Source organism: Glutamicibacter sp. BW80, from assembly GCF_002332385.1.
Taxonomy (GTDB): domain Bacteria; phylum Actinomycetota; class Actinomycetes; order Actinomycetales; family Micrococcaceae; genus Glutamicibacter.
This window is the reverse complement of sequence record NZ_NRGV01000015.1, coordinates 1-17,397: the sequence shown is the minus strand read 5'-3', so window position 1 is coordinate 17,397 and position 17,397 is coordinate 1. Positions and strand designations below refer to the sequence as shown.

The following is a 17,397-nucleotide window of genomic DNA, read 5'->3' as shown; positions in this document are numbered from 1 at the left end:
AAAAGTAGTCAATTGCGCAGAACTGCGAAAAGTTTGTTTGCCGGCTTCGCGCAGTTCTCTTGATGAAAATTTAGGCGTTGGCCATGTCGCCGGCGCGCACGGTGTTCATGGCGGTCGTCCAGGAAATCAGCTGGTCGAACATCGGCTGGACGGAGGCGGCGGACTGTTCGGTCGGCTTGAATACGGAGAAGTTTTCGAAGTCGGTGAACAGCGAGAACATGCCGGTCTTCTGCACGTGGGCCAGCTGCAGTTCGGAAAGGATGCCGCGCAGGTGCTCCACCGCACGCGCGCCCATGGCCGAGCCGTAGCCGACAATTCCGGCTGCCTTGTTGGAGAATTCCGCGTTCAGGTAGGACAGTGCGTTAGCCAGGGCCGGTGCGATCGAGTGGTTGTATTCGGGAGTGATGAAGACGTAGCCGTCGAATTCGGCGATCTTAGCCGACCAGTTCTTCGTGGCTTCGTTCTGGTAGTTCTGGTACGCGGCCGGGAAGGCCTCGTCCAGCAGCGGCAGGTTGAAGTCGGCGATATCCACCAGTTCGTAGCTTGCGTCGTTGCGCTGCTGCGCCTGCTCCAGCACCCACTGCGCCACTGCGGCGTTATTGCGTCCTGGGCGGGTGGAACCGGTAATGATGGCGATCTTCAGCATGTTTCTACTTCCTTACGTGGCGGTACGCCCAACCATTATGGTTGACGCATCATCAACTCTTGCTAAAAACAACATTACACGAGATAATTGATGTGTCAACAACTTTGCTGGCCTGCCCCGCAGCACTTAACGCTTCAGGAGAATAGAAAACATGGGAACCGAAAATACCCGCTGGCTCAACGACCGCGAGCAAGACCTCTGGCGGACCATTCGCGAGTTCCTCTGGCAGTTCCCCAGCGCCATGGATCGTCAGCTCACCCAGGACTCCGCCATGCAGTCCGGAGAATACTCGGTCCTCGCGGTACTCTCCGAGGCCGAAGAGTCTTCCCTTCGCCCCGCCGAGATGGCCGAGGAGCTGCGCTGGGACCGCTCCCGGCTCTCGCACCTATTGCGCCGCATGGAGGCCAAGTCGCTGATTACCCGTTGCTCAGATGCCTCGGATCGCCGCGGCCACCAGATCGGGTTGTCCGAACTCGGCTGGCAGGTGATTCGCGAAGCGGCTCCGAAGCACGTTGAGTTCATTCGCCAAACGCTGTTCGATTCGCTCACGCCAGCGGAGCATGCCGCCCTGGAGACTGCGTTGCCTAAAATTTTAGCCGCAATCGCACCGCACGCACCAACCACGCCGCTCTGCGACTAGCCGGGCTGCTGGGCGAACTCGCTATTGCGCACTAGGCGGGCAAATTTCCCGTCGAGCTTCACCAGCTGTTCAAAGGTCCCGGACTCGGCTATCCGCCCCTCGTCGAGCACCACGATCTGATCTGCGCGCAACACCGTGCTCAGCCGATGCGCAATCAGCAGCGTGGTGCGCCCGAAAGACAATCGATCCAGGGCCTGCTGCACCAGCGCCTCGGTCACCGTATCGAGGGCACTGGTTGCCTCGTCCAGGACGAGGAGCTTCGGGCTGCGCAGCATGGTGCGTGCGATCGCGAGCCGCTGCTGTTCGCCGCCGGAGAAACGGTGGCCGCGTTGACCGACGCGGGTATCCAGCCCTTCGGGCAACCCGCGAATCAGCTCCGCAATCTGCGCCGCCTCCAAGGCTTGCCACAATTGCCCCTCGCTGGCGTGCGGCGCGGCCCAGAGCAGGTTCTCGCGCACACTGGTATGGAGCAGATAGCTTTCCTGCGCCACCACGGAGACCACCGCGGCGATCTCTTGTGGCTTCACCTCGCGAAGATCTACGCCGTCCAAGGTGACACTGCCAGAGCTCGGATCCAAGAGCCGCGGCAGCAGCGAGCCCAGCGTTGATTTGCCCGAACCGGTGGCGCCCACAATGGCAGTGACGGTACCGGCCGCTAGCTTGAGGTTGAGCTCCCGCAAGGTGTCGGTGCGCGCCCCGGGATAGCGGAAGCTCACATCCTTGAGCTCCAGTTCTCCGCGCACCTCGCTGGCCACGAGCTGGCGCGGGTTATGCGGGACCGGGAGCGCCTGATCGGCATCGAGGTATTCAAAGACCCGGCTGAATAGTGCCATCGCCGAGACCCACTGGATGGAGATGCTCATCAGCCCCAGCACCGGGCGGAAGATCCCTGCCTGCAGTCCGGTAAAGGCCACCAAGGTGCCGATGCTCATGCCATCCCCGGTGACCGGAAGACCGGCCACGATGTAGAGAACCGCTGGCACCGCGGCAAAGATGATCGACATCGCGGCCATGCGCCAACGACCGGCCAAAGCGCTACGCATCTCCAGATCGATGAGCTTCGAACTGGATTCGGTGAACTGCTCCGCGTCAAGCGTGCCGGTACCCATCACCTTGGCCAGGCGTACCCCGGAGATGCTCAAACGTTCTTCGATAATCGAGGTGAGCGTGGACATTTCCCGCTGCCGCGCTCCGGTGATCTTGCGCCGCAGCCTGGCGGTTTGCCTGGCCAGGATGATGGCCGGAGGCAGGACCACCAGCGAGATCAGGCTCAGCTTCCAGGAAATGGCGACCATCGCGCAAGCGGTGGCCACCACGGTGGTCAGGTTGGAGGCGATCGAAGTCGCCGAGTTGGTGATCACCGACTGCATCTGGCCGACGTCGTTGGTCAGCCGGGATTGCACCTCCCCCGAGCGAGCATTGGTGAAAAAGGCCAGGGACTGCTTCTGCAGGTGGGCGAACAGTCCGGTGCGCAATCCATGCATCACCTTCTGGCCCATCAGGGTCGCTCGCCACGTTTGAATCACGCCGAGCACCGCGTTGATCAAGGCAATGAGGACCAGCCCGCCAGCCAGCGCCAGCAATAGCTTGACGTCCTGCTCGGGAATAGCCACGTCAATGAGTTCACGGACGATAAATGGTTGCGCCAGCCCAATCAGCGATGAGGCCACGATCAGCAATATCACCACGATGACGGTTCTCAGGTGCGGGCGAAAAAGCCCGGCCACCCGGTGCAGCGAGACCGGATGCTCCGCCAGCCATTCCTTATCCTGTTTTGCATCCCCCGGGCGCCCGCCGCCGGGGCCACCCATTGCCATGGGAATCATGCGCACCTCCATTTATCTCTGTGTTCACAAACCAGAATAACAGAGGTTACCTCACTATGTGGTTCCATCTTGAGTTTGTCGGGAAGAACACCCTATTCTTTAACCATGCCTACCCAAGAGTCCGGCCCTGACTTGGTCGACCTGTTCAACCGCAGTTCGCGTTTGCTTCGCGGCAAGTGGCGCCATACCCTCACGCCCTACGGCATCACCCCGCATCAAGTACGAACGTTGATGTTGCTGGGACGCGAAGGAACCGAGGGAATGCGCAACTCGCAATTAGCCGAAAGGCTGCACATTGCCCCGCGCTCCACCACCGAGGTCATCGACCAGCTGGTCGCCAAGGAGCTAGCCACACGCACCGCGGATCCCGCCGATCGCCGCGCCAGCTTGATCACGCTGACCGCGTCGGGCAGCGAGCTGCTGCAAATTCTGCATGCCGAACGCAAGCAAAGCCACGAGGAATTCTTCGCGAGCCTCGGTGCGGAGGACCGCAGCGAGCTCACCCGGATATTGGGGCTGCTCGTTGCAGATGCAGCAGGCAGTCCGCGGTGCTAATCCAAGGTCATTGAGCACAAAAGAGGGCGGTTTCCCGCAGGATAAAAGTCCCGGGAAACCGCCCTCATCTCTAACTGCTTCGCCTAGTTTTCGGTCTTTCCGCGACGCCAGTACCCCATGAAGGCCACCTGCTTTCGGTCAATGCCTGCCTCGCGCACCAGATAGCGGCGCAGGTCCTTGACCATGCCCGCCTCGCCGGCAATCCAGGCATAGAACGGTGCGGATTCTGCGGCGCCGGTTTCCCACAGGATCTGCGCGTCCACGTCAATGTCTTCGGGATCCGCGTCGGTATGCACCGCGCCGGCCGCCGGAATAGCCACCACGTCGCGTACCGCCGCCGCAAGCAGCACCCCATGCTCGCTGGTGCCACGCGTCAGCCATTGCACCGATACTCCGGAGCGGGTGGAAGCGCCCAGAATGTCGGTGGTCTCCGGAACCTCAATCAGGGCGTGGCCGGTCACATTGGATGGCAGCGCCTCGAGAATCGCACAAATTGCCGGGGCCGCGGTCTCGTCGCCGGCCAGCACCACGCGGCCGGCGCCGCCCGGACGGAATTCGATTCCCCCGTAGGTTTCATCGCTCAACGCCCGGTTCGGACCCAGCAGCAGCAGTTCGTCGCCGATCTGCGCCCGATCGGCGAATTCGGTCGCCGGGCCGCCGCGCAGGCGGCCATCGACAACCTCGCCATGCATCACAAAGTCGATATCCAGTTCGGCGGTATCCCCGAGGTTGTCGCGGTGCCCCATCTCCCGGAAGGCGCGCACCGTGTAGGTGCGCATATATCCGCGCGTCGCCGGGTCGATCGATAGCCAGCGGCGGTACCAGCCTTCCTGGTCCGCCGGGCTGGATAGGGCCCGTGGACGCAGGGCCGCGATCTGCGGGGTCAATGCCGAACCTCCGGCAGGCGGCAGCAGCAGCTTGATCCGCATATCCAGCGGGTGGCTGTTCGTTCCGAAGTGCGCCAGGTCGGCGCCGCCGATGGTGATCCTCCGGAAGGAAGGCGCCAGATCCTGGGTGCGCAAGACGGTGCACTGGTAGGCCAGGGTTGCCAGATGCTCGGATCCCGGACGCATCCGCGTCTCCTGCGCGGCCTCCGGTTCGGGGGCCGCAGGCTTCGGCGGTTGCGCCGCCGGCTTAGGGGCCTGGGCACTCTCCGCGGAGCGCACGATCCCCTGTGCGGCCAGCACGTTTTCGGTGCGCAGCACGCGGTGGCGGCCGATGGGCAGCACCAGCGGGGTGCCGGCTACCGGGTCCGGGATCACCCGGCTGGGCATGCCGAACACGTCCTTGACGGTGCGTTCGGTCACCACATCGTTGGGGTGGCCGGCGGCGTAGATCTTTCCCCCGCGCAGGGCCACGAGGTGATCGGCATAGCGCGCGGCGAGGTTCAGGTCATGGAGCACAATCACCACGGTGATTCCCCGGGTGCGGTTCAGCTCGCTGATCACGTCCAGCACTTCGAGCTGGTGGGCTACGTCCAGGAAGGTGGTGGGTTCATCGAGCAGCAGCAGCTCGGTTTCCTGGGCCAGGGCCATGGCGATCCACACGCGTTGGCGCTGTCCGCCGGAGAGCTCGTCCACCGCGCGGTCCGCCAGCTCCATGGTGCCGGTCAGGTCCAGGGCGCGGTTGACCGCCGCCTCGTCTTCGGGGCCGAAGCGCTTGAACAGCCCCTGATGCGGGTAGCGGCCGCGGCTGATGAGCTCGCGGGCGGTAATTCCGTCCGGCGCGGTGGGCGACTGCGGAAGCAGCCCGAGCGTCCGGGCTACCTCCTTGGCCGGGCGCGTGTGGATATCCTGCCCGTCGAGCAGCACCTGGCCACCGGCCGGGCGCATCAGACGCGACAGCGCCCGCAGCAGGGTGGACTTGCCGCAGCCGTTGGCCCCGACAACGATGCTCACCTGCCCGGTGGGGATATCCAGGGACAGCTCGTCCACGATAGTGACCTTGTCATAGGCCAGAGTCAGATCGGTTGCCTGGAGTTGGGCCATGGGTTATCCCCCGCTTCCTGTTGAGTTGGAACGCACCAGCACCCAGATCAGGAATGGTGCGCCGAATGCACCGGTGATGACGCCCACCGGCAGCGACAAATCCGAAAACAGATTTGCGGCGAAAAAGTTTGCAACGACCACAATGACCGCTCCGGTCAGCCCGGCGAGCCAGATATTCATTGCCCCGCGAGTCAGCGCGGCGGTGATCGGGCCGGCGAGAAACGCGACAAAGGCCAGCGGCCCGGTGACCGCAATGGGGATGGCGCCAAATGCCACGGCCACGAACACCAGCAAGATCCGCGCCCTGGAAACGTTCAGGCCCAGCGCCGCGGCCGCATCGTCTCCGAGTTCCAGCAGCTTCAGCTGCCGCACCACCACCGGAAGCAAGCAGAGCGCCAGGATTCCCAGGGATACCAGCAGGATCGTGGCACGTTCCCAGGTGCTCGGCGCGAGCGACCCGGTCAGCCAGCGCATCGCGTCTCCGGCGGTGTTCAGCTGGGCCTGGGTGAGCAGGTACTGGATGATTGCCTGCAGCATCGCACCGATGGCCAGACCGGCCAGGATGAGCCGGGAACCGGTGCGCTTGCCCGAAGCCGACAGCCAGTAGATCAGAGCCGCCACGGCCAGGCCGCCGGCCAGCGCGGCGGCATTCAGCTGCCAGCCGGTGGTGCCGAAGTAGATCAGCGCCACGATGGCGCCGGCGGCCGCCCCGTAGCCCACGCCGATCACGTCCGGGCTCGCCAGCGGATTGGCAAGCCAGCGCTGGAAGAGCGAACCGGAAATTCCCAGCCCGGCCCCGGCGAGGGCACCCACCGCAATGCGCGGCAACCGGTCCTCCAGCAGGATGAAGCTGGTTCCGGGCACCGTTTCACCGGAAAAGACCGCGAAGATCTCTTCGGCCGGCAGCCTGTCCCGGCCCCAGAAAATATAGGCTACGGAGGCTGCGGCGAAAGCCAGGAGCAGCCAGAGCACGCTGGAGAGCACTCGTTGCTTGCGCCGGGCGGGCAGCACGCTTTGTACTGGTGCCATTACAGGGTCACCGACTTCATGCCGCTGCGCATCATGATAATGAATAGCGGCGCTCCAAGAATTGCGCACATCACGCCGACCTGGATTTCTCCCGGCGGATTGATCACCCGCCCCAAGGTGTCCGCGACCAGCAGCAGGATCGGCCCGGCGATGAGGCTCGCCGGCATCAGCCACCGGTAGTCCGACCCGACGAGCAGCCGCACCGCGTGCGGAATCATCAGCCCGACAAAGGCAATGGGCCCGGCCACCGCGGTGGCGGTTCCGACCAGCAAGACGATGCCCACCGATCCGAGGACTCGCGCCCGTCCCAGCCGGAAGCCCAGCGCGGTCGCCGAATCGTCGCCCATGGCCACCGCGTTGGAGACCCGCGCGGTGCCCAGCACGATCAACGCACCGACGGCAACGACCGGGATGACCAGCAGGTAGGTTTCCACGCCCCGGGCCGCCAGCGTGCCGATTTGCCAGAAGCGGAACTCGTCCAGGGCCAGGGTTGAAACCATCAGCACCGCGCTGGTCACCGCGGTGAATCCCACCGAGAGGGCCGCGCCGGACAGCGCAAGCTTGATCGGCGTGGCGCCTTCACGACCCACGCTGGCCACCACATACACCAAGGCCATCACCACCGCGGCGCCGAGGAAGGCAGCGATCATGGTGCCGGTCAGAGAAGTCATTCCAAAGAATGCGATACCCGTAACGACCGCTAGGGCCGCGCCGGCATTCAAGCCAAGAATTCCGGAGTCCGCCAGCGGGTTGCGGGTCAACCCCTGCATGGCGGCACCGGAGAGTCCAAGGGCGGCGCCGACAACAATTCCGCCCACCGTCCGGGCAATGCGCGAGTGCACGACCACATGGTCCGAGACGCCGTCGTCAAAGTTCGTAAAAGAATCCGCGAGGGTCCCCAGCGCAACCGGTCGCGCACCAAAAATCAGCGAGGCGATCACCGCAATCCCCAGCACGGCCAGCAGGCCCAGGCAGGCGGCAATCTTACGTCCCAGCTTCATCTTCGGCGCGCTGCTGCGCTTGGTGCTTTCGGTGGCCGTCATTGCTTCCTACACTCGTTGTCATGGAACATCTTGCTTTTCCCACCGTTTTGTCCCCCGGTATTGCCGTGCTGCGCGCGGACAACCCCTCGGAAATGACCTTGGAGGGGACAAATACCTATCTGCTCTTCGACCCGCAGACCACGCAGTTGAGCCACGACACCGAAGTCCTCGTGCTGGATCCGGGGCCCGACATGCCAGCGCATCTGCGCGCGTTGGCGGCCTTTGATGTCCAAATGATTTTGTTGACGCACCGCCATGGGGATCATTCCGGAGGGATCCCGCTGCTCCATGAGCTGACCGGAGCACCGGTGCGGGCCCGGCTCGCCGAATTCTGCCGCAACGCCGAACCCTTGAGCGATGGCGAGCGGCTCGAATACTGCGCAACCACCCTGCGCGTGCTCTTCACCCCGGGCCACACCTCGGACTCGGTGTGCTTTGTCCGTGAAGGCCAGCAAGGTGCGTTGTTCACCGGAGATACCGTGCTCGGCCGCGGAACCACTATTCTTGAGCATCCCGATGGAACGCTGGCCGACTACCTGGACTCCTTGGCGCGGCTTTCGGCCTTGGCGGACATGCCGCTGCATCCGGCCCATGGCGAGCAGCATACTGGCTCGCATAAATTGCTGAACGCCTACCGGGAGCACCGCGAGTCTCGTCTGGAGCAAGTGCGCGGCGCCCTGGTGAAACTCGGCAAGGCCGGGGCAGACGCCGAACCAGCGGAGTTGCTGGATCTTGTCTACCCCGACCTGGATCCGCGCCTGGCTGGCGCGGCTAGCAGTTCCCTGGAAGCGCAATTGCACTACTTGGCGATGAATTCTTAAGGCTTACTTGGCCGCGTTCTCTGCGGCCTTGGCGATGGTGGGCACCACGTTGTCGATTGCCCATTCGATGGACAGCGGGGAGGCCGCCGAAACCGAGAGAACTGCCTGATCATCACCGAGGATCGCTACCGCATCGGTAGCTGCCGCAGGAAGCTGGCCGTAGAGCTTGTTGCTCTTGACCACGTCGTCGATGTCGTCCCCGGCGAGCGCCGAGGCAAAGACAACGTCTGCCTCCAATTCGTTGGCGCGCTCCGGGGACCATTCGAAGAAGAACGCGTCCTTGGGGGTGTTCTCGGTGACGATCTCGGCCTGCTTCATGCCCAAGGAGGTCAGGAAACGCGGGCGGTTGTCCCCCGTGGCGTAGACATACATGGTCTTCGGACTGGAGAGATCGATCGAAGCGAATGTCGCGTCTTTCAGCGCAGGGAACTTGTCCGCCTGCGCCGACAGTTCGCCTTCCAGATCCGAGACCAGCTTCTCGGCTTGCTCGCTCTTGCCCAGCAGGTCGCCGGCCGCTTCGGTGGTGTCCTGCCAGCTGGTGAGGTAGTTGGCCTTCAGCGGTCCCACGGTGGGGGCGATCTTGGAGAGCTTGTCGTATTGCTCCTGGGTCAGTCCCGAGTAGGCCGCGAAGATCACGTCTGGCTTGGAGCGGGCAATCTCGTCGAAGTTCACCCCGTCCGCGATGTCGTACTGGGTCGGAGCCTTTTCCGAGCCGATGGAAGCGCCCAGCTCTTCAAGCTTCGCGTCCTTCCAATCGGTCGAGTTGTTGTCGTTCTGCCCGTAAGCATCGATATCCATGCCCACCGGAACGGTGCCCAGCGCCAGCAGCGCGTCCGCGTTGACCCATGAAATGGTTGCTACCTTGGTTGGCTTCTTGGTGATCTCGGTTTCGCCGTAGATGTGCTCAATGCTCACCGGAGCGTAGCTCGCCTCCGCGGTCGCCGAGGCGGTGGGTTCCGAAGAAGAAGCTGAGCCACAGGCGCTGAGGCCGAGTGCCAGAATTGCGGAGGATGCTGCCAGCAGGCCAGCACGGCGCGAAATGTTCATGGGTCATAATCCAGACGTAGCGAGTTGTCATGAGATAGCGGTTACTTAGGTTAGCCTATGCGAACCGCATGCAACATTACGCTGATTGCGATTCAATACGCAACACGAAGGACATGTAATCCACGTCTCTTTGCGCGGAATCGCTTTAGCGGCACCTAATATTTCCCCGGTTCATTAGTCACGATGCGAAGCCGCCAGCAACAACCGGCGAGGATCTGCAATATTAAGCGACATCCTGATCATCAGCAGCCCGGCCGCCAGCACCGCCAGCACCGTGCCCACGGTCAGCGGTTTCATCAGCAGCGCCAGCGAGGCAAAAGGCAGCACCAGCACCACGGATGCCACCGTGAAGCCGATCGCCACGGTGAGTGCCGGAATCATCAGGCTTTTCACCCGGGCCGCGTTGATCACCCCCAGGTCCATCCCCAGCTTGCTCAGCCCGGAATACAGCTCTTCGCGGTCCAAGGTCCCTGCGCACTGGCTGATGGCCGCCGAGATCGCGACGCAAATCAGGGCCAGGCCGAGCGTCACCAGCACGCCGGTGAGCACATCCGTGCCGAGATAGTCTTCCCAGGTACCGGTCCTCTGGGCATCCCCGAAGTCGAACATGGCCGCCCCGGTTCCGCCGATCACCGCCACGAAGGAGGCCATGGCCACCCCGGAGACCTGGCGCCAGGCGGCCACCGGAGATTCCAGGATCATCCGGGCCGCCAGCAGCTGCTCGGCGCTGGTGGCCGTCTTCAGCTTCGAGGTGCCCACCTTGGCCACCAGCCACGGCCCAATGAGGTTCAGCGCCAGCAAGCCCAGCGCGAATCCGCCGATGATGACCGCGATCAGCACGCCCAGGCCAACCGGCAGCAACCCCACGTTGCTGAACAGCGTATACAGCACCACGATGCTTCCGACCGCAATGACCGCGCGCAGCCAGCTAAGCACCGGGGCCACGCGCCGGGTCGCCACGGCGAGCGGGGTGATCACCAGCTTGCGCAGTCCGGCCAGCGCGCTGAGCACCGAAAGCAGCACCACGGCCAATACCGCCAAGGCCGCGGCACCGGCCGGCAGGAAGATCCCCGTGCCGATGGCTTGGCCCTGGAAGGGGACCCGCGCCACGGCCGGAGCCAGCGCAAGATACAGCAGCACTCCGGCCAGGGCGCCGACCAGCGCGGTCACCGCCGCCTGGATGACCGCCACGGCGCGCACCTGGAATCCGGTGGCCCCCAGCAGTCGCAGGGAGGACAAGGCCCGGTCCTGGGCCCGCGCCGAAAGCTTGGCGGCCGAGGAACCCAGCACGAGCAAGGGAACGATCAGCAGCACCAAGGCGAACGCCGCCAGTGGCACATAGAAGCTTTGCGCATCGCCGTCCAGCTTGGTGAAGGACCAGGCTCCGCCGAGCACGATGAGCACCATGGCGCTGACCATCGTATAGGCACCTGCGGTGAGCAGCTGCGGGGTGCGGCTGGCGCTGGTGGGCCGCCCCAGCAGCCACGCCATATGCAGGATATTCATGAGCGGTTCCCTTCAACCAGCGCATCATCTGCGGTGATCTTTCCATCGTGCAGCGTCAGCACGCGATCGCAGCGCGCGGCCACCTGCCGGTCATGGGTGACCATCACCAGGGTCTTCCCTGCCCCGACGGTGCAGCGCAGCAAGGTGTCCAGCACCTCGGTGCCGGTGACCGAATCCAGGGCACCGGTCGGCTCGTCGGCAAAGACCACGCTGGCCCCGGTGACCTGGGCGCGGGCGATCGCCACACGCTGGGATTGGCCGCCGGAGAGCTGGCCGATGCGGCGCTGCTCCATTCCGGCCAGACCCAATTGCTGCAAGGCGTCCACGGCGCGCGCGATTGCTGCGCCGCGTGGCACGCCATTGATCATCAGGGCCATGGCCACGTTTTCCTCGGCCGTGAGCTCGGGAATCAGCAGGCCCGACTGGAAGACGAATCCGAACGCCTCGCGGCGCAGCTTGGTGCGCGCGGCGTCCTTGAGCTGCTCGACCTGTATTGGCCCCTGGCCGGGAAGGTTGAGTGTCACCGTGCCTGAGTCCGGCAATTCGATGCCGGCCAGAGCATGGAGCAAAGTGGACTTCCCCGAACCCGAGGGGCCCATAATGGCCACCGCGGTCCCGAGTTCCAGGGCAACATCGATGCCGTCCAGCGCGTGCGTGGTGCCATAGCTGCGGGTGAGCCCTCTGGCCGAAATAAGTGGGTTGGAAACCCTCGAGTTCTGAAGCATATTCCAATGTTCCCAAGTCCGCCCGCTGGGCGCCTCGGAGCGCCGATGGAGTTCTTGGTGGGCGATCTCATCCCGCGGTAGGAGCCAGCTCACCGCGTTCGGGGCCATTTCGCAGTAGGCTCGAAGGCGATGAAGCTTGAACTGTATACCCAGCCTTTCTGCGCCCCGTGCGTGCGGACCCGGCAGGTAGTCCTGCGCGCCGCGAAACTGCTTCCGCAGCTGGCCGTCGAAGAAATCGATGTGGTCGAACAGGTCGCCCGCGGCCAGGAAATGGGTGTGACTTCAACACCCGTGATCCGTTTGCTCGCCAACGGCGAAGAGAAGTTCCGGGGCAACGACACCCCAACGCTGCAGCAATTATTAGCGGCCATCGCCCACGTCAGCGACTAGGCTCACGCACCGTCGCCAGCGATGCTGCACCGGTTCGGGCCCTTTATGGGGAACAATGGATCAGGTGACTAGCGTGCCTCGGATTGACCATGAATGCCTCCAACGAGTGTTGGCAGATTCCACCAACCGCATCGAATGGTTGCGGGCACGGGCACAGGGCATCACCGCCACCGACGTCGCGAAGCTCTCCACGGAGAAGTCCATCCGCAACGCGGCCTGGGACAAGCTCTATGGCTCGGGGTTCTCCGGAAATACCTACACCGATCACGGACGGCGCCGCGAACCGGTGATCGCCGCCTGGGTGCAGGAGAACTTCAACATCTTCCCGTCCTCCCAGCTTTTCCATGCGCAGCATTCCCGGCTGCACCTGGCAACCCCCGACGGCTTGGGATTCGACGAGGACGGTTCTCCGGTGCTCGCCGAAATCAAGACCACCAATAAGCCGTTTAAGAAGATTCCGAAGAACTACCTGCGCCAGGTGCTCTGGCAGCAGCATGTCATCGGCGCGCAGCGGACCTTATTCGTCTGGGAACAGCACCATAACTTCGTCCCGGTGCAGGCCGTCCCCGAGTTCATCTGGATCGAACGCGACGATTCGATGATCCAGGACCTCATCGACAAGGCCGAACTGCTCATCCAGGCCTTGCGCGAGTCGACCTCCCGCGAGCAGCAGTACCTCGACTACGGCCCGGCGGCGCTGCGCCTCTGAGCCGGCGCCCGCACTACATATTCGGGTTTTGCATGGTGCGCGGATCCGGCAGGCATTCCGGGTAGCCCTGCACCAGCTCGCTCAAGAGCTTCTCGCGCAGCATATTGCGCAGGTTCCACAGGTCCCCCGGGTCCCTGGAAGATAAATAAATGGTCACCGTTTGCAACCCGCCGTAGGTATCGGTCACAAGCAGGCTGTTAGTTCGTCCGTCCCACCAATCCGAGGATTCAAGCAATTCGGTGGTGCGGGTACGGAGGTATTCGATCGGTGCGTTGAGCTTCAGTTGCAGGGTGATATTTCCGTCGATTTCGGTGCTGCGCCGCGACCAGTTCTCAAATGGCGTGGTGGTGAAGTAGGTCGAGGGCAGGATCATGCGGCGACCGTCGATCAGGAGCACCACCACATAGGTCAGCGTGATTTCCTCTACCGTGCCGCGTTCGGCTTCCACCACCACGATGTCATCCACGCGGACCGAATCGGTAAAGGCAATCTGCAGCCCGGCGAACACGTTGGCCAGCGAGGACTGCACGGCCAGGCCGACAACCACCGAGGCCAGGCCGGCTGAGGCAAGAATACCTGCGCCCAACGCCCTGACCTGCTCGATTGTCAGCAGCACGGCGGCTACCGCGATGATGCACAAAACCGCTATCAGCACGCGGCGCAGCAGTCCCACCTGGGTCTGCACCTTGGCCAGCCGGCGGCCCGGGCCGAAGCGGCTTCGGATTCTTGCCAGCACTACCTCTTCGACGATCTTCACCAGCACAATAATCAGCCAGGTGAGGAAGAAGACCAGGCAGATCAGCAGCGCAAACTGCCAGAACTTGTAGCCCGCGGCTTCCCGCTGGAAGGCAAGGATCGAGGTTTTGAGGATGATCGAAGCGAAGGTGCCGAAGATCGGAATCCGCGCGCCCTTGACGTTGATCTCCCCGAGCCCGGTGCGTTGGAAAATGCGGTGGGTCAGCCCGCTGATCACGAAGGCGAGGATCGCGGCAATGGTTAATCCAACGGCGACAACCACCAGAAATTGCAACGATTCGGGTAGGAAGCGGGAAACTTCAATTACTTCGTCGACAGTGTCATCGATTGGTGCGGATGGGCTTGGCAACATCCTTCAAGCATGTCACAAGACCCTAGCCGAAGGCTGTGCGACACCTTGGGTAAACCCCGCAGAGCCCGCACGCATTACGGAAGCGCACCAGATGAATTCCAGTTCGCTGCGGGCTATTGCACCTGGTTGGCGACGGGGCTTTAGTAGTCTCAAGGGCTCGAACCGGGCTCCAGGGCGCAATCGATAGAAAGCCGGTGGTCCACATGCGCCGCACCAAACTCGGATTACTCACAGCGCTCACTGCAGCAACGATGCTCTCGGTGGCTCCCGTGGCGGCAGCCGCCCCGGCCGCTAGCCCAGCGATCGCTTGCGAAACCGTATATTGGGGTTCTTTGGCCAAAACCTCAACCAGCTCAACTACGTCGTCGATGACGAATATCCGTACCGGACGCCACACCTGCTTTGACCGGATGGTCCTGGACCTCAGCGGTACTCCGGCCGGCTACTCGGTGAAATACGTCAGCGCGCTGACCGGTATTGGCTCGGGGCAGGAAGTGAGCACCACAGGCGGAGCTCGACTGGAAATTCTGTTGAAGGCCGGGGCCAGCCCGAGCTACAACCCGGGCGCCACCGTCAAGACGCTGAACTATCAGACCTTCCGCCAGCAAGTTTGGCTGGGAAGTTTTGAAGGCCAAACCAAGGTCGGAATCTCCACGCGGGCACGCCTGCCCATGAGGGCCTTCGTCCTCTCCGCCCCGGATCAGGGATCGCGATTGGTGATCGATGTAGCCCACTATTGGTACTAACCTGTGCCCGCGCTATGAGCCTGCCGTCATGACGGGTGCAAGCGCGTAACACCGTGTCAACCTGCTGAATAATGTGCCACGATGCTTATATGTATCGCACATTTGCTTATCAGCAGGTTGACGTTTTTGCCCCCACTGCTTTCAATGGCAATGGGCTCGGCGTTGTCTTTGAGGCAGATCAATTGGACTCCGAGCAGATGCAGCGCTTTGCCCAGTGGCTGAATCTTTCCGAGACCGTCTTCTTCGTTTCCCCCAGCAACGCCGAAGCCGACTACGCGATTCGCATTTTCACCCCGACCACCGAACTGCCCTTTGCCGGCCACCCAACTCTTGGGGCCGCGCACGCCTGGATCGAGGCGGGCGGTGAGGCCAGCCCGAACGGGCATCTGATCCAGCAATGCGATGCAGGGCTGATCCAGGTGCGGATCGAGCGCGAGGCCGGCGCAGACCATGCACGCCGCCTCGCCTTCCTCGCTCCCCCGCTGACGCGCAGCGGTCCGCTGGAAGCTGACGTGCTGCAGTGGGCGATCTCCGGGCTGGGGATCAACGCAGAAGACGTCATCGCGCACCAGTGGCTGGTCAACGGCCCCCACCATGCGGGGCTGGTGTTGCGCGACGCCGACCTGGTGCTGGGGATCGAACCGGATTACGCAGCCTTGGACGGCTTGGAGCTTGGAGTCATTGGCCCGTATACCGCGTCAAGCGTGGCCCAGGGCGTCTGGCAGCCTCACGCCACCGTGCTGCCGCGGATCTCCGGAACCCGCGAAGAATTGCGTCCCCTGGACTACTCCGATCAGACGCGTTCGGAGGAGCGCTTCGGCTCGGTGGTGCTGCAGCCTCCGGCAGACTTCGAGGTTCGGGCCTTCGTTCCGGGCGAAGCCATCCAAGAGGACCCGGCGACCGGTTCGCTCAATGCCGGGTTTGGCGTGTGGCTGACTAAATCCGGCCTTGCCCCGCAGCGCTACACGGTGCGCCAGGGAACGCGTGTGGGCCGTGAAGCCATCTTGCATATCGAGGCGACCGAATACGGGGTTTGGGTCAGTGGCGATGTGACCACCCGCATCGATGGCACTGTGAGCTTCGACTGATTCCGGGGCCGAGCCCACCGCGCTATTTTAGTTTCACCCTGCAAGCATTATTCTTGGTCAGTGCCAAAAATTGTGAGCCCCGAAGCAGACTTTGATCGAAAAACCGCATGGAGCGCCCTCTGGGCTCTGGTCATTGGTTTTTTCATGATCCTGTTGGACACCACCATCGTGTCCACGGCCATGCCCGCGATCATGGAATCCCTGGATGCAGACATCTCGGGGATCTTGTGGATCAACAGTGCCTATCTGCTGACCTTCGCGGTGCCGCTGCTGATCACCGGCCGTCTGGGTGACCGTTTTGGTCCGCGCAATATCTACCTGATCGGGTTGCTGGTTTTCGCGCTCGCCTCCCTCTGGTGCGGGCTGTCTACCTCACTGGCCTCGCTGACCTTTGCACGAGCGGTCCAGGGCCTGGGCGCGGCACTGATCTCACCCCAGGCAATGACGCTGATTACCAGGCTCTTCCCGTACCAGCACCGCGGAGCTGCGATGGGCTTATGGGGCGCGGTGGCCGGTATCGCCACCTTGGTCGGCCCGATTGCCGGCGGGCTGCTGGTGGATTCCATCGGCTGGCAATGGATCTTCTTCATCAACCTGCCCATTGCGGTCCTCAGCTTCATCATGCTGCTGAAATTCGTGCCCCGCTTGGCACCGCAGGCGCACTCCTTCGATTGGGTCGGAGTGCTGCTTTCGGCGGTTGCCATGTTTGCGCTGGTCTTTGGCATCCAGGAGGGCGAGGCGACGAATTGGGAACCGTTTATCGGCCCGCTATCCTCCTGGCATCTGATCTCTCTGGGCATAGTCCTCTTTGGCGTCTTCATCTGGTGGCAATCGAAAACGGCCAAGGAACCTCTGGTTCCGCTGCGCCTGTTCGCCGTTCGCAATTTCTCGTTGGCGAATCTCGCCATTAGCTGCATGGGCCTGAGCATCGCGACCATGAGCCTGCCGATGGTGTTCTTCTTGCAAAATGTGCGAGGCTTGACCCCCACGCAGTCGGCCTTGATGATCTCGCCGATGGCCATTGTGGCGATCTTTGCCGCACCGGTGCTGGGCAAGACGGTTAATAGGCTCAATCCGCGCACCCTTGCGGTTCCCGGTTTTGCACTGCTCGGTGGAGCGACAGTGGTGTACGCCTTCATGATGCATGCCGAGACACCGCTGTGGACCTTGCTGGTCCCTTCTACCGTGCAGGGCCTTGGCTCCGCGATGATCTGGCCCTCGCTTTCGCTGGCCGCGACGAAGGATCTGACCCCGCGCGACGCCGGAGCCGGTTCGGGCATTTATAACACCACTCGGCAGATCGGCTCGGTGCTCGGTTCGGCGCTGATCGCCGTGATGATGGAATCGCGCGTTTCCGCACAGATCCTCAAGGTCCGGGCCCAGGGCGCCGACGCGATAGACGAGGCCACCGCGGTGGGCTTGGGCCAGGCCCTCATGCTGCCCGGCCTGGTGGCCATCGCCGCGGTCCTGGTCGTTGCGTTCTTGAATTCCGCAGAAAAGAAACCGGCCGGCTAGCCCAGATTTTTCATG

Annotated in this window: 17 protein-coding genes; 8 read left to right on the top strand and 9 right to left on the bottom strand. The window is 63.1% G+C overall.

Features of this window, described 5'->3' with window-relative positions; translation table 11 throughout:
* Positions 1–70: 70 nt before the first annotated feature.
* Positions 71–646 (bottom strand): NAD(P)H-dependent oxidoreductase, encoded by a 576-nt coding sequence (locus CIK76_RS02515; protein ID WP_096283229.1) that lies wholly within the window; start codon positions 644–646, stop codon positions 71–73.
* A 151-nt stretch (positions 647–797) separates the two neighbouring features.
* Between CIK76_RS02515 and CIK76_RS02510 the strand changes: the two genes are divergently transcribed.
* On the top strand, positions 798–1,286 hold the full coding sequence (locus CIK76_RS02510; protein ID WP_096283228.1) for a MarR family transcriptional regulator: 489 nt from the start codon (positions 798–800) through the stop codon (positions 1,284–1,286).
* Here CIK76_RS02510 and CIK76_RS02505 read toward each other — a convergent pair.
* On the bottom strand, positions 1,283–3,112 hold the full coding sequence (locus CIK76_RS02505; RefSeq protein WP_096283227.1) for an ABC transporter ATP-binding protein: 1,830 nt from the start codon (positions 3,110–3,112) through the stop codon (positions 1,283–1,285). The two genes, CIK76_RS02510 and CIK76_RS02505, sit on opposite strands and share 4 nt — an antisense overlap.
* A 105-nt stretch (positions 3,113–3,217) precedes the next feature.
* Here CIK76_RS02505 and CIK76_RS02500 point away from each other — a divergent pair, with 105 nt between their 5' ends.
* A complete protein-coding gene (locus CIK76_RS02500; protein WP_176484060.1) occupies positions 3,218–3,667 on the top strand; it encodes a MarR family transcriptional regulator in 450 nt (149 codons plus the stop codon).
* An 83-nt stretch (positions 3,668–3,750) separates the two neighbouring features.
* On the opposite strand, the gene CIK76_RS02495 is transcribed toward CIK76_RS02500, so the two are convergent.
* Genes CIK76_RS02495 through CIK76_RS02485 form a run of 3 tightly spaced genes read right to left on the bottom strand, consistent with a single transcriptional unit; the run spans position 3,751 to position 7,727 of the window.
* Positions 3,751–5,655 (bottom strand): SIP domain-containing protein, encoded by a 1,905-nt coding sequence (locus tag CIK76_RS02495; protein WP_096283226.1) that lies wholly within the window; start codon positions 5,653–5,655, stop codon positions 3,751–3,753.
* A gap of 3 nt (positions 5,656–5,658) precedes the next feature.
* On the bottom strand, positions 5,659–6,684 hold the full coding sequence (locus tag CIK76_RS02490) for an iron chelate uptake ABC transporter family permease subunit (RefSeq protein WP_096283225.1): 1,026 nt from the start codon (positions 6,682–6,684) through the stop codon (positions 5,659–5,661).
* Positions 6,684–7,727 (bottom strand): iron chelate uptake ABC transporter family permease subunit, encoded by a 1,044-nt coding sequence (locus CIK76_RS02485; protein ID WP_096283224.1) that lies wholly within the window; start codon positions 7,725–7,727, stop codon positions 6,684–6,686. The genes CIK76_RS02490 and CIK76_RS02485 overlap by 1 nt, the downstream gene beginning before the upstream one ends.
* A 20-nt stretch (positions 7,728–7,747) precedes the next feature.
* Between CIK76_RS02485 and CIK76_RS02480 the strand changes: the two genes are divergently transcribed.
* A complete protein-coding gene (locus tag CIK76_RS02480; RefSeq protein ID WP_096283223.1) occupies positions 7,748–8,548 on the top strand; it encodes an MBL fold metallo-hydrolase in 801 nt (266 codons plus the stop codon).
* A 3-nt stretch (positions 8,549–8,551) separates the two neighbouring features.
* Here the strand turns inward: CIK76_RS02480 and CIK76_RS02475 are convergent, their stop codons facing one another.
* From CIK76_RS02475 to CIK76_RS02465, 3 genes are all read right to left on the bottom strand, one after another.
* On the bottom strand, positions 8,552–9,595 hold the full coding sequence (locus CIK76_RS02475) for an ABC transporter substrate-binding protein (protein ID WP_096283222.1): 1,044 nt from the start codon (positions 9,593–9,595) through the stop codon (positions 8,552–8,554).
* A gap of 174 nt (positions 9,596–9,769) precedes the next feature.
* The gene (locus CIK76_RS02470) at positions 9,770–11,101 is read right to left on the bottom strand and encodes an FtsX-like permease family protein (protein ID WP_096283221.1); all 1,332 of its coding nucleotides are present in this window, start codon (positions 11,099–11,101) and stop codon (positions 9,770–9,772) included.
* Positions 11,098–11,826 (bottom strand): ABC transporter ATP-binding protein, encoded by a 729-nt coding sequence (locus CIK76_RS02465; protein ID WP_096283220.1) that lies wholly within the window; start codon positions 11,824–11,826, stop codon positions 11,098–11,100. Before CIK76_RS02465 ends, CIK76_RS02470 begins: the two co-directional genes overlap by 4 nt.
* A 129-nt stretch (positions 11,827–11,955) precedes the next feature.
* Between CIK76_RS02465 and CIK76_RS02460 the strand changes: the two genes are divergently transcribed.
* The gene (locus CIK76_RS02460) at positions 11,956–12,216 is read left to right on the top strand and encodes a thioredoxin family protein (protein ID WP_096283219.1); all 261 of its coding nucleotides are present in this window, start codon (positions 11,956–11,958) and stop codon (positions 12,214–12,216) included.
* A 73-nt stretch (positions 12,217–12,289) separates the two neighbouring features.
* The gene (locus tag CIK76_RS02455; protein WP_255248321.1) at positions 12,290–12,925 is read left to right on the top strand and encodes a YqaJ viral recombinase family protein; all 636 of its coding nucleotides are present in this window, start codon (positions 12,290–12,292) and stop codon (positions 12,923–12,925) included.
* A gap of 13 nt (positions 12,926–12,938) precedes the next feature.
* Here CIK76_RS02455 and CIK76_RS02450 read toward each other — a convergent pair whose 3' ends face one another.
* A complete protein-coding gene (locus tag CIK76_RS02450; protein ID WP_096283217.1) occupies positions 12,939–14,033 on the bottom strand; it encodes a mechanosensitive ion channel family protein in 1,095 nt (364 codons plus the stop codon).
* A 203-nt stretch (positions 14,034–14,236) separates the two neighbouring features.
* On the opposite strand from CIK76_RS02450, the gene CIK76_RS02445 reads away from it, so the two are divergent.
* The 3 genes from CIK76_RS02445 (at position 14,237) to CIK76_RS02435 (ending at position 17,382) form a co-directional block, all read left to right on the top strand.
* The gene (locus tag CIK76_RS02445; protein ID WP_096283216.1) at positions 14,237–14,779 is read left to right on the top strand and encodes a hypothetical protein; all 543 of its coding nucleotides are present in this window, start codon (positions 14,237–14,239) and stop codon (positions 14,777–14,779) included.
* 89 nt (positions 14,780–14,868) lie between these two features.
* A complete protein-coding gene (locus CIK76_RS02440) occupies positions 14,869–15,867 on the top strand; it encodes a PhzF family phenazine biosynthesis protein (RefSeq protein ID WP_096283215.1) in 999 nt (332 codons plus the stop codon).
* A gap of 60 nt (positions 15,868–15,927) precedes the next feature.
* Positions 15,928–17,382, top strand: a complete 1,455-nt coding sequence (locus tag CIK76_RS02435; protein ID WP_096283214.1) for a DHA2 family efflux MFS transporter permease subunit — start codon at positions 15,928–15,930, stop codon at positions 17,380–17,382.
* Positions 17,383–17,397 lie beyond the last annotated feature (15 nt).

Excerpts from the sequence above, each read along its gene's own strand:
- CIK76_RS02465 (WP_096283220.1), bottom strand. The coding sequence starts at position 11,826 with ATGCTTCAGAACTCGAGGGTTTCCAACCCACTTATTTCGGCCAGAGGG.
- CIK76_RS02475 (WP_096283222.1), bottom strand. The coding sequence starts at position 9,595 with ATGAACATTTCGCGCCGTGCTGGCCTGCTGGCAGCATCCTCCGCAATT.
- CIK76_RS02505 (WP_096283227.1), bottom strand. The coding sequence starts at position 3,112 with ATGATTCCCATGGCAATGGGTGGCCCCGGCGGCGGGCGCCCGGGGGAT.
- CIK76_RS02495 (WP_096283226.1), bottom strand. The coding sequence starts at position 5,655 with ATGGCCCAACTCCAGGCAACCGATCTGACTCTGGCCTATGACAAGGTC.
- CIK76_RS02450 (WP_096283217.1), bottom strand. The coding sequence starts at position 14,033 with ATGTTGCCAAGCCCATCCGCACCAATCGATGACACTGTCGACGAAGTA.
- CIK76_RS02515 (WP_096283229.1), bottom strand. The coding sequence starts at position 646 with ATGCTGAAGATCGCCATCATTACCGGTTCCACCCGCCCAGGACGCAAT.
- CIK76_RS02485 (WP_096283224.1), bottom strand. The coding sequence starts at position 7,727 with ATGACGGCCACCGAAAGCACCAAGCGCAGCAGCGCGCCGAAGATGAAG.
- CIK76_RS02470 (WP_096283221.1), bottom strand. The coding sequence starts at position 11,101 with ATGAATATCCTGCATATGGCGTGGCTGCTGGGGCGGCCCACCAGCGCC.
- CIK76_RS02490 (WP_096283225.1), bottom strand. The coding sequence starts at position 6,684 with ATGGCACCAGTACAAAGCGTGCTGCCCGCCCGGCGCAAGCAACGAGTG.
- CIK76_RS02500 (WP_176484060.1), top strand. The coding sequence starts at position 3,218 with ATGCCTACCCAAGAGTCCGGCCCTGACTTGGTCGACCTGTTCAACCGC.
- CIK76_RS02460 (WP_096283219.1), top strand. The coding sequence starts at position 11,956 with ATGAAGCTTGAACTGTATACCCAGCCTTTCTGCGCCCCGTGCGTGCGG.
- CIK76_RS02510 (WP_096283228.1), top strand. The coding sequence starts at position 798 with ATGGGAACCGAAAATACCCGCTGGCTCAACGACCGCGAGCAAGACCTC.
- CIK76_RS02480 (WP_096283223.1), top strand. The coding sequence starts at position 7,748 with ATGGAACATCTTGCTTTTCCCACCGTTTTGTCCCCCGGTATTGCCGTG.
- CIK76_RS02445 (WP_096283216.1), top strand. The coding sequence starts at position 14,237 with ATGCGCCGCACCAAACTCGGATTACTCACAGCGCTCACTGCAGCAACG.
- CIK76_RS02440 (WP_096283215.1), top strand. The coding sequence starts at position 14,869 with ATGTATCGCACATTTGCTTATCAGCAGGTTGACGTTTTTGCCCCCACT.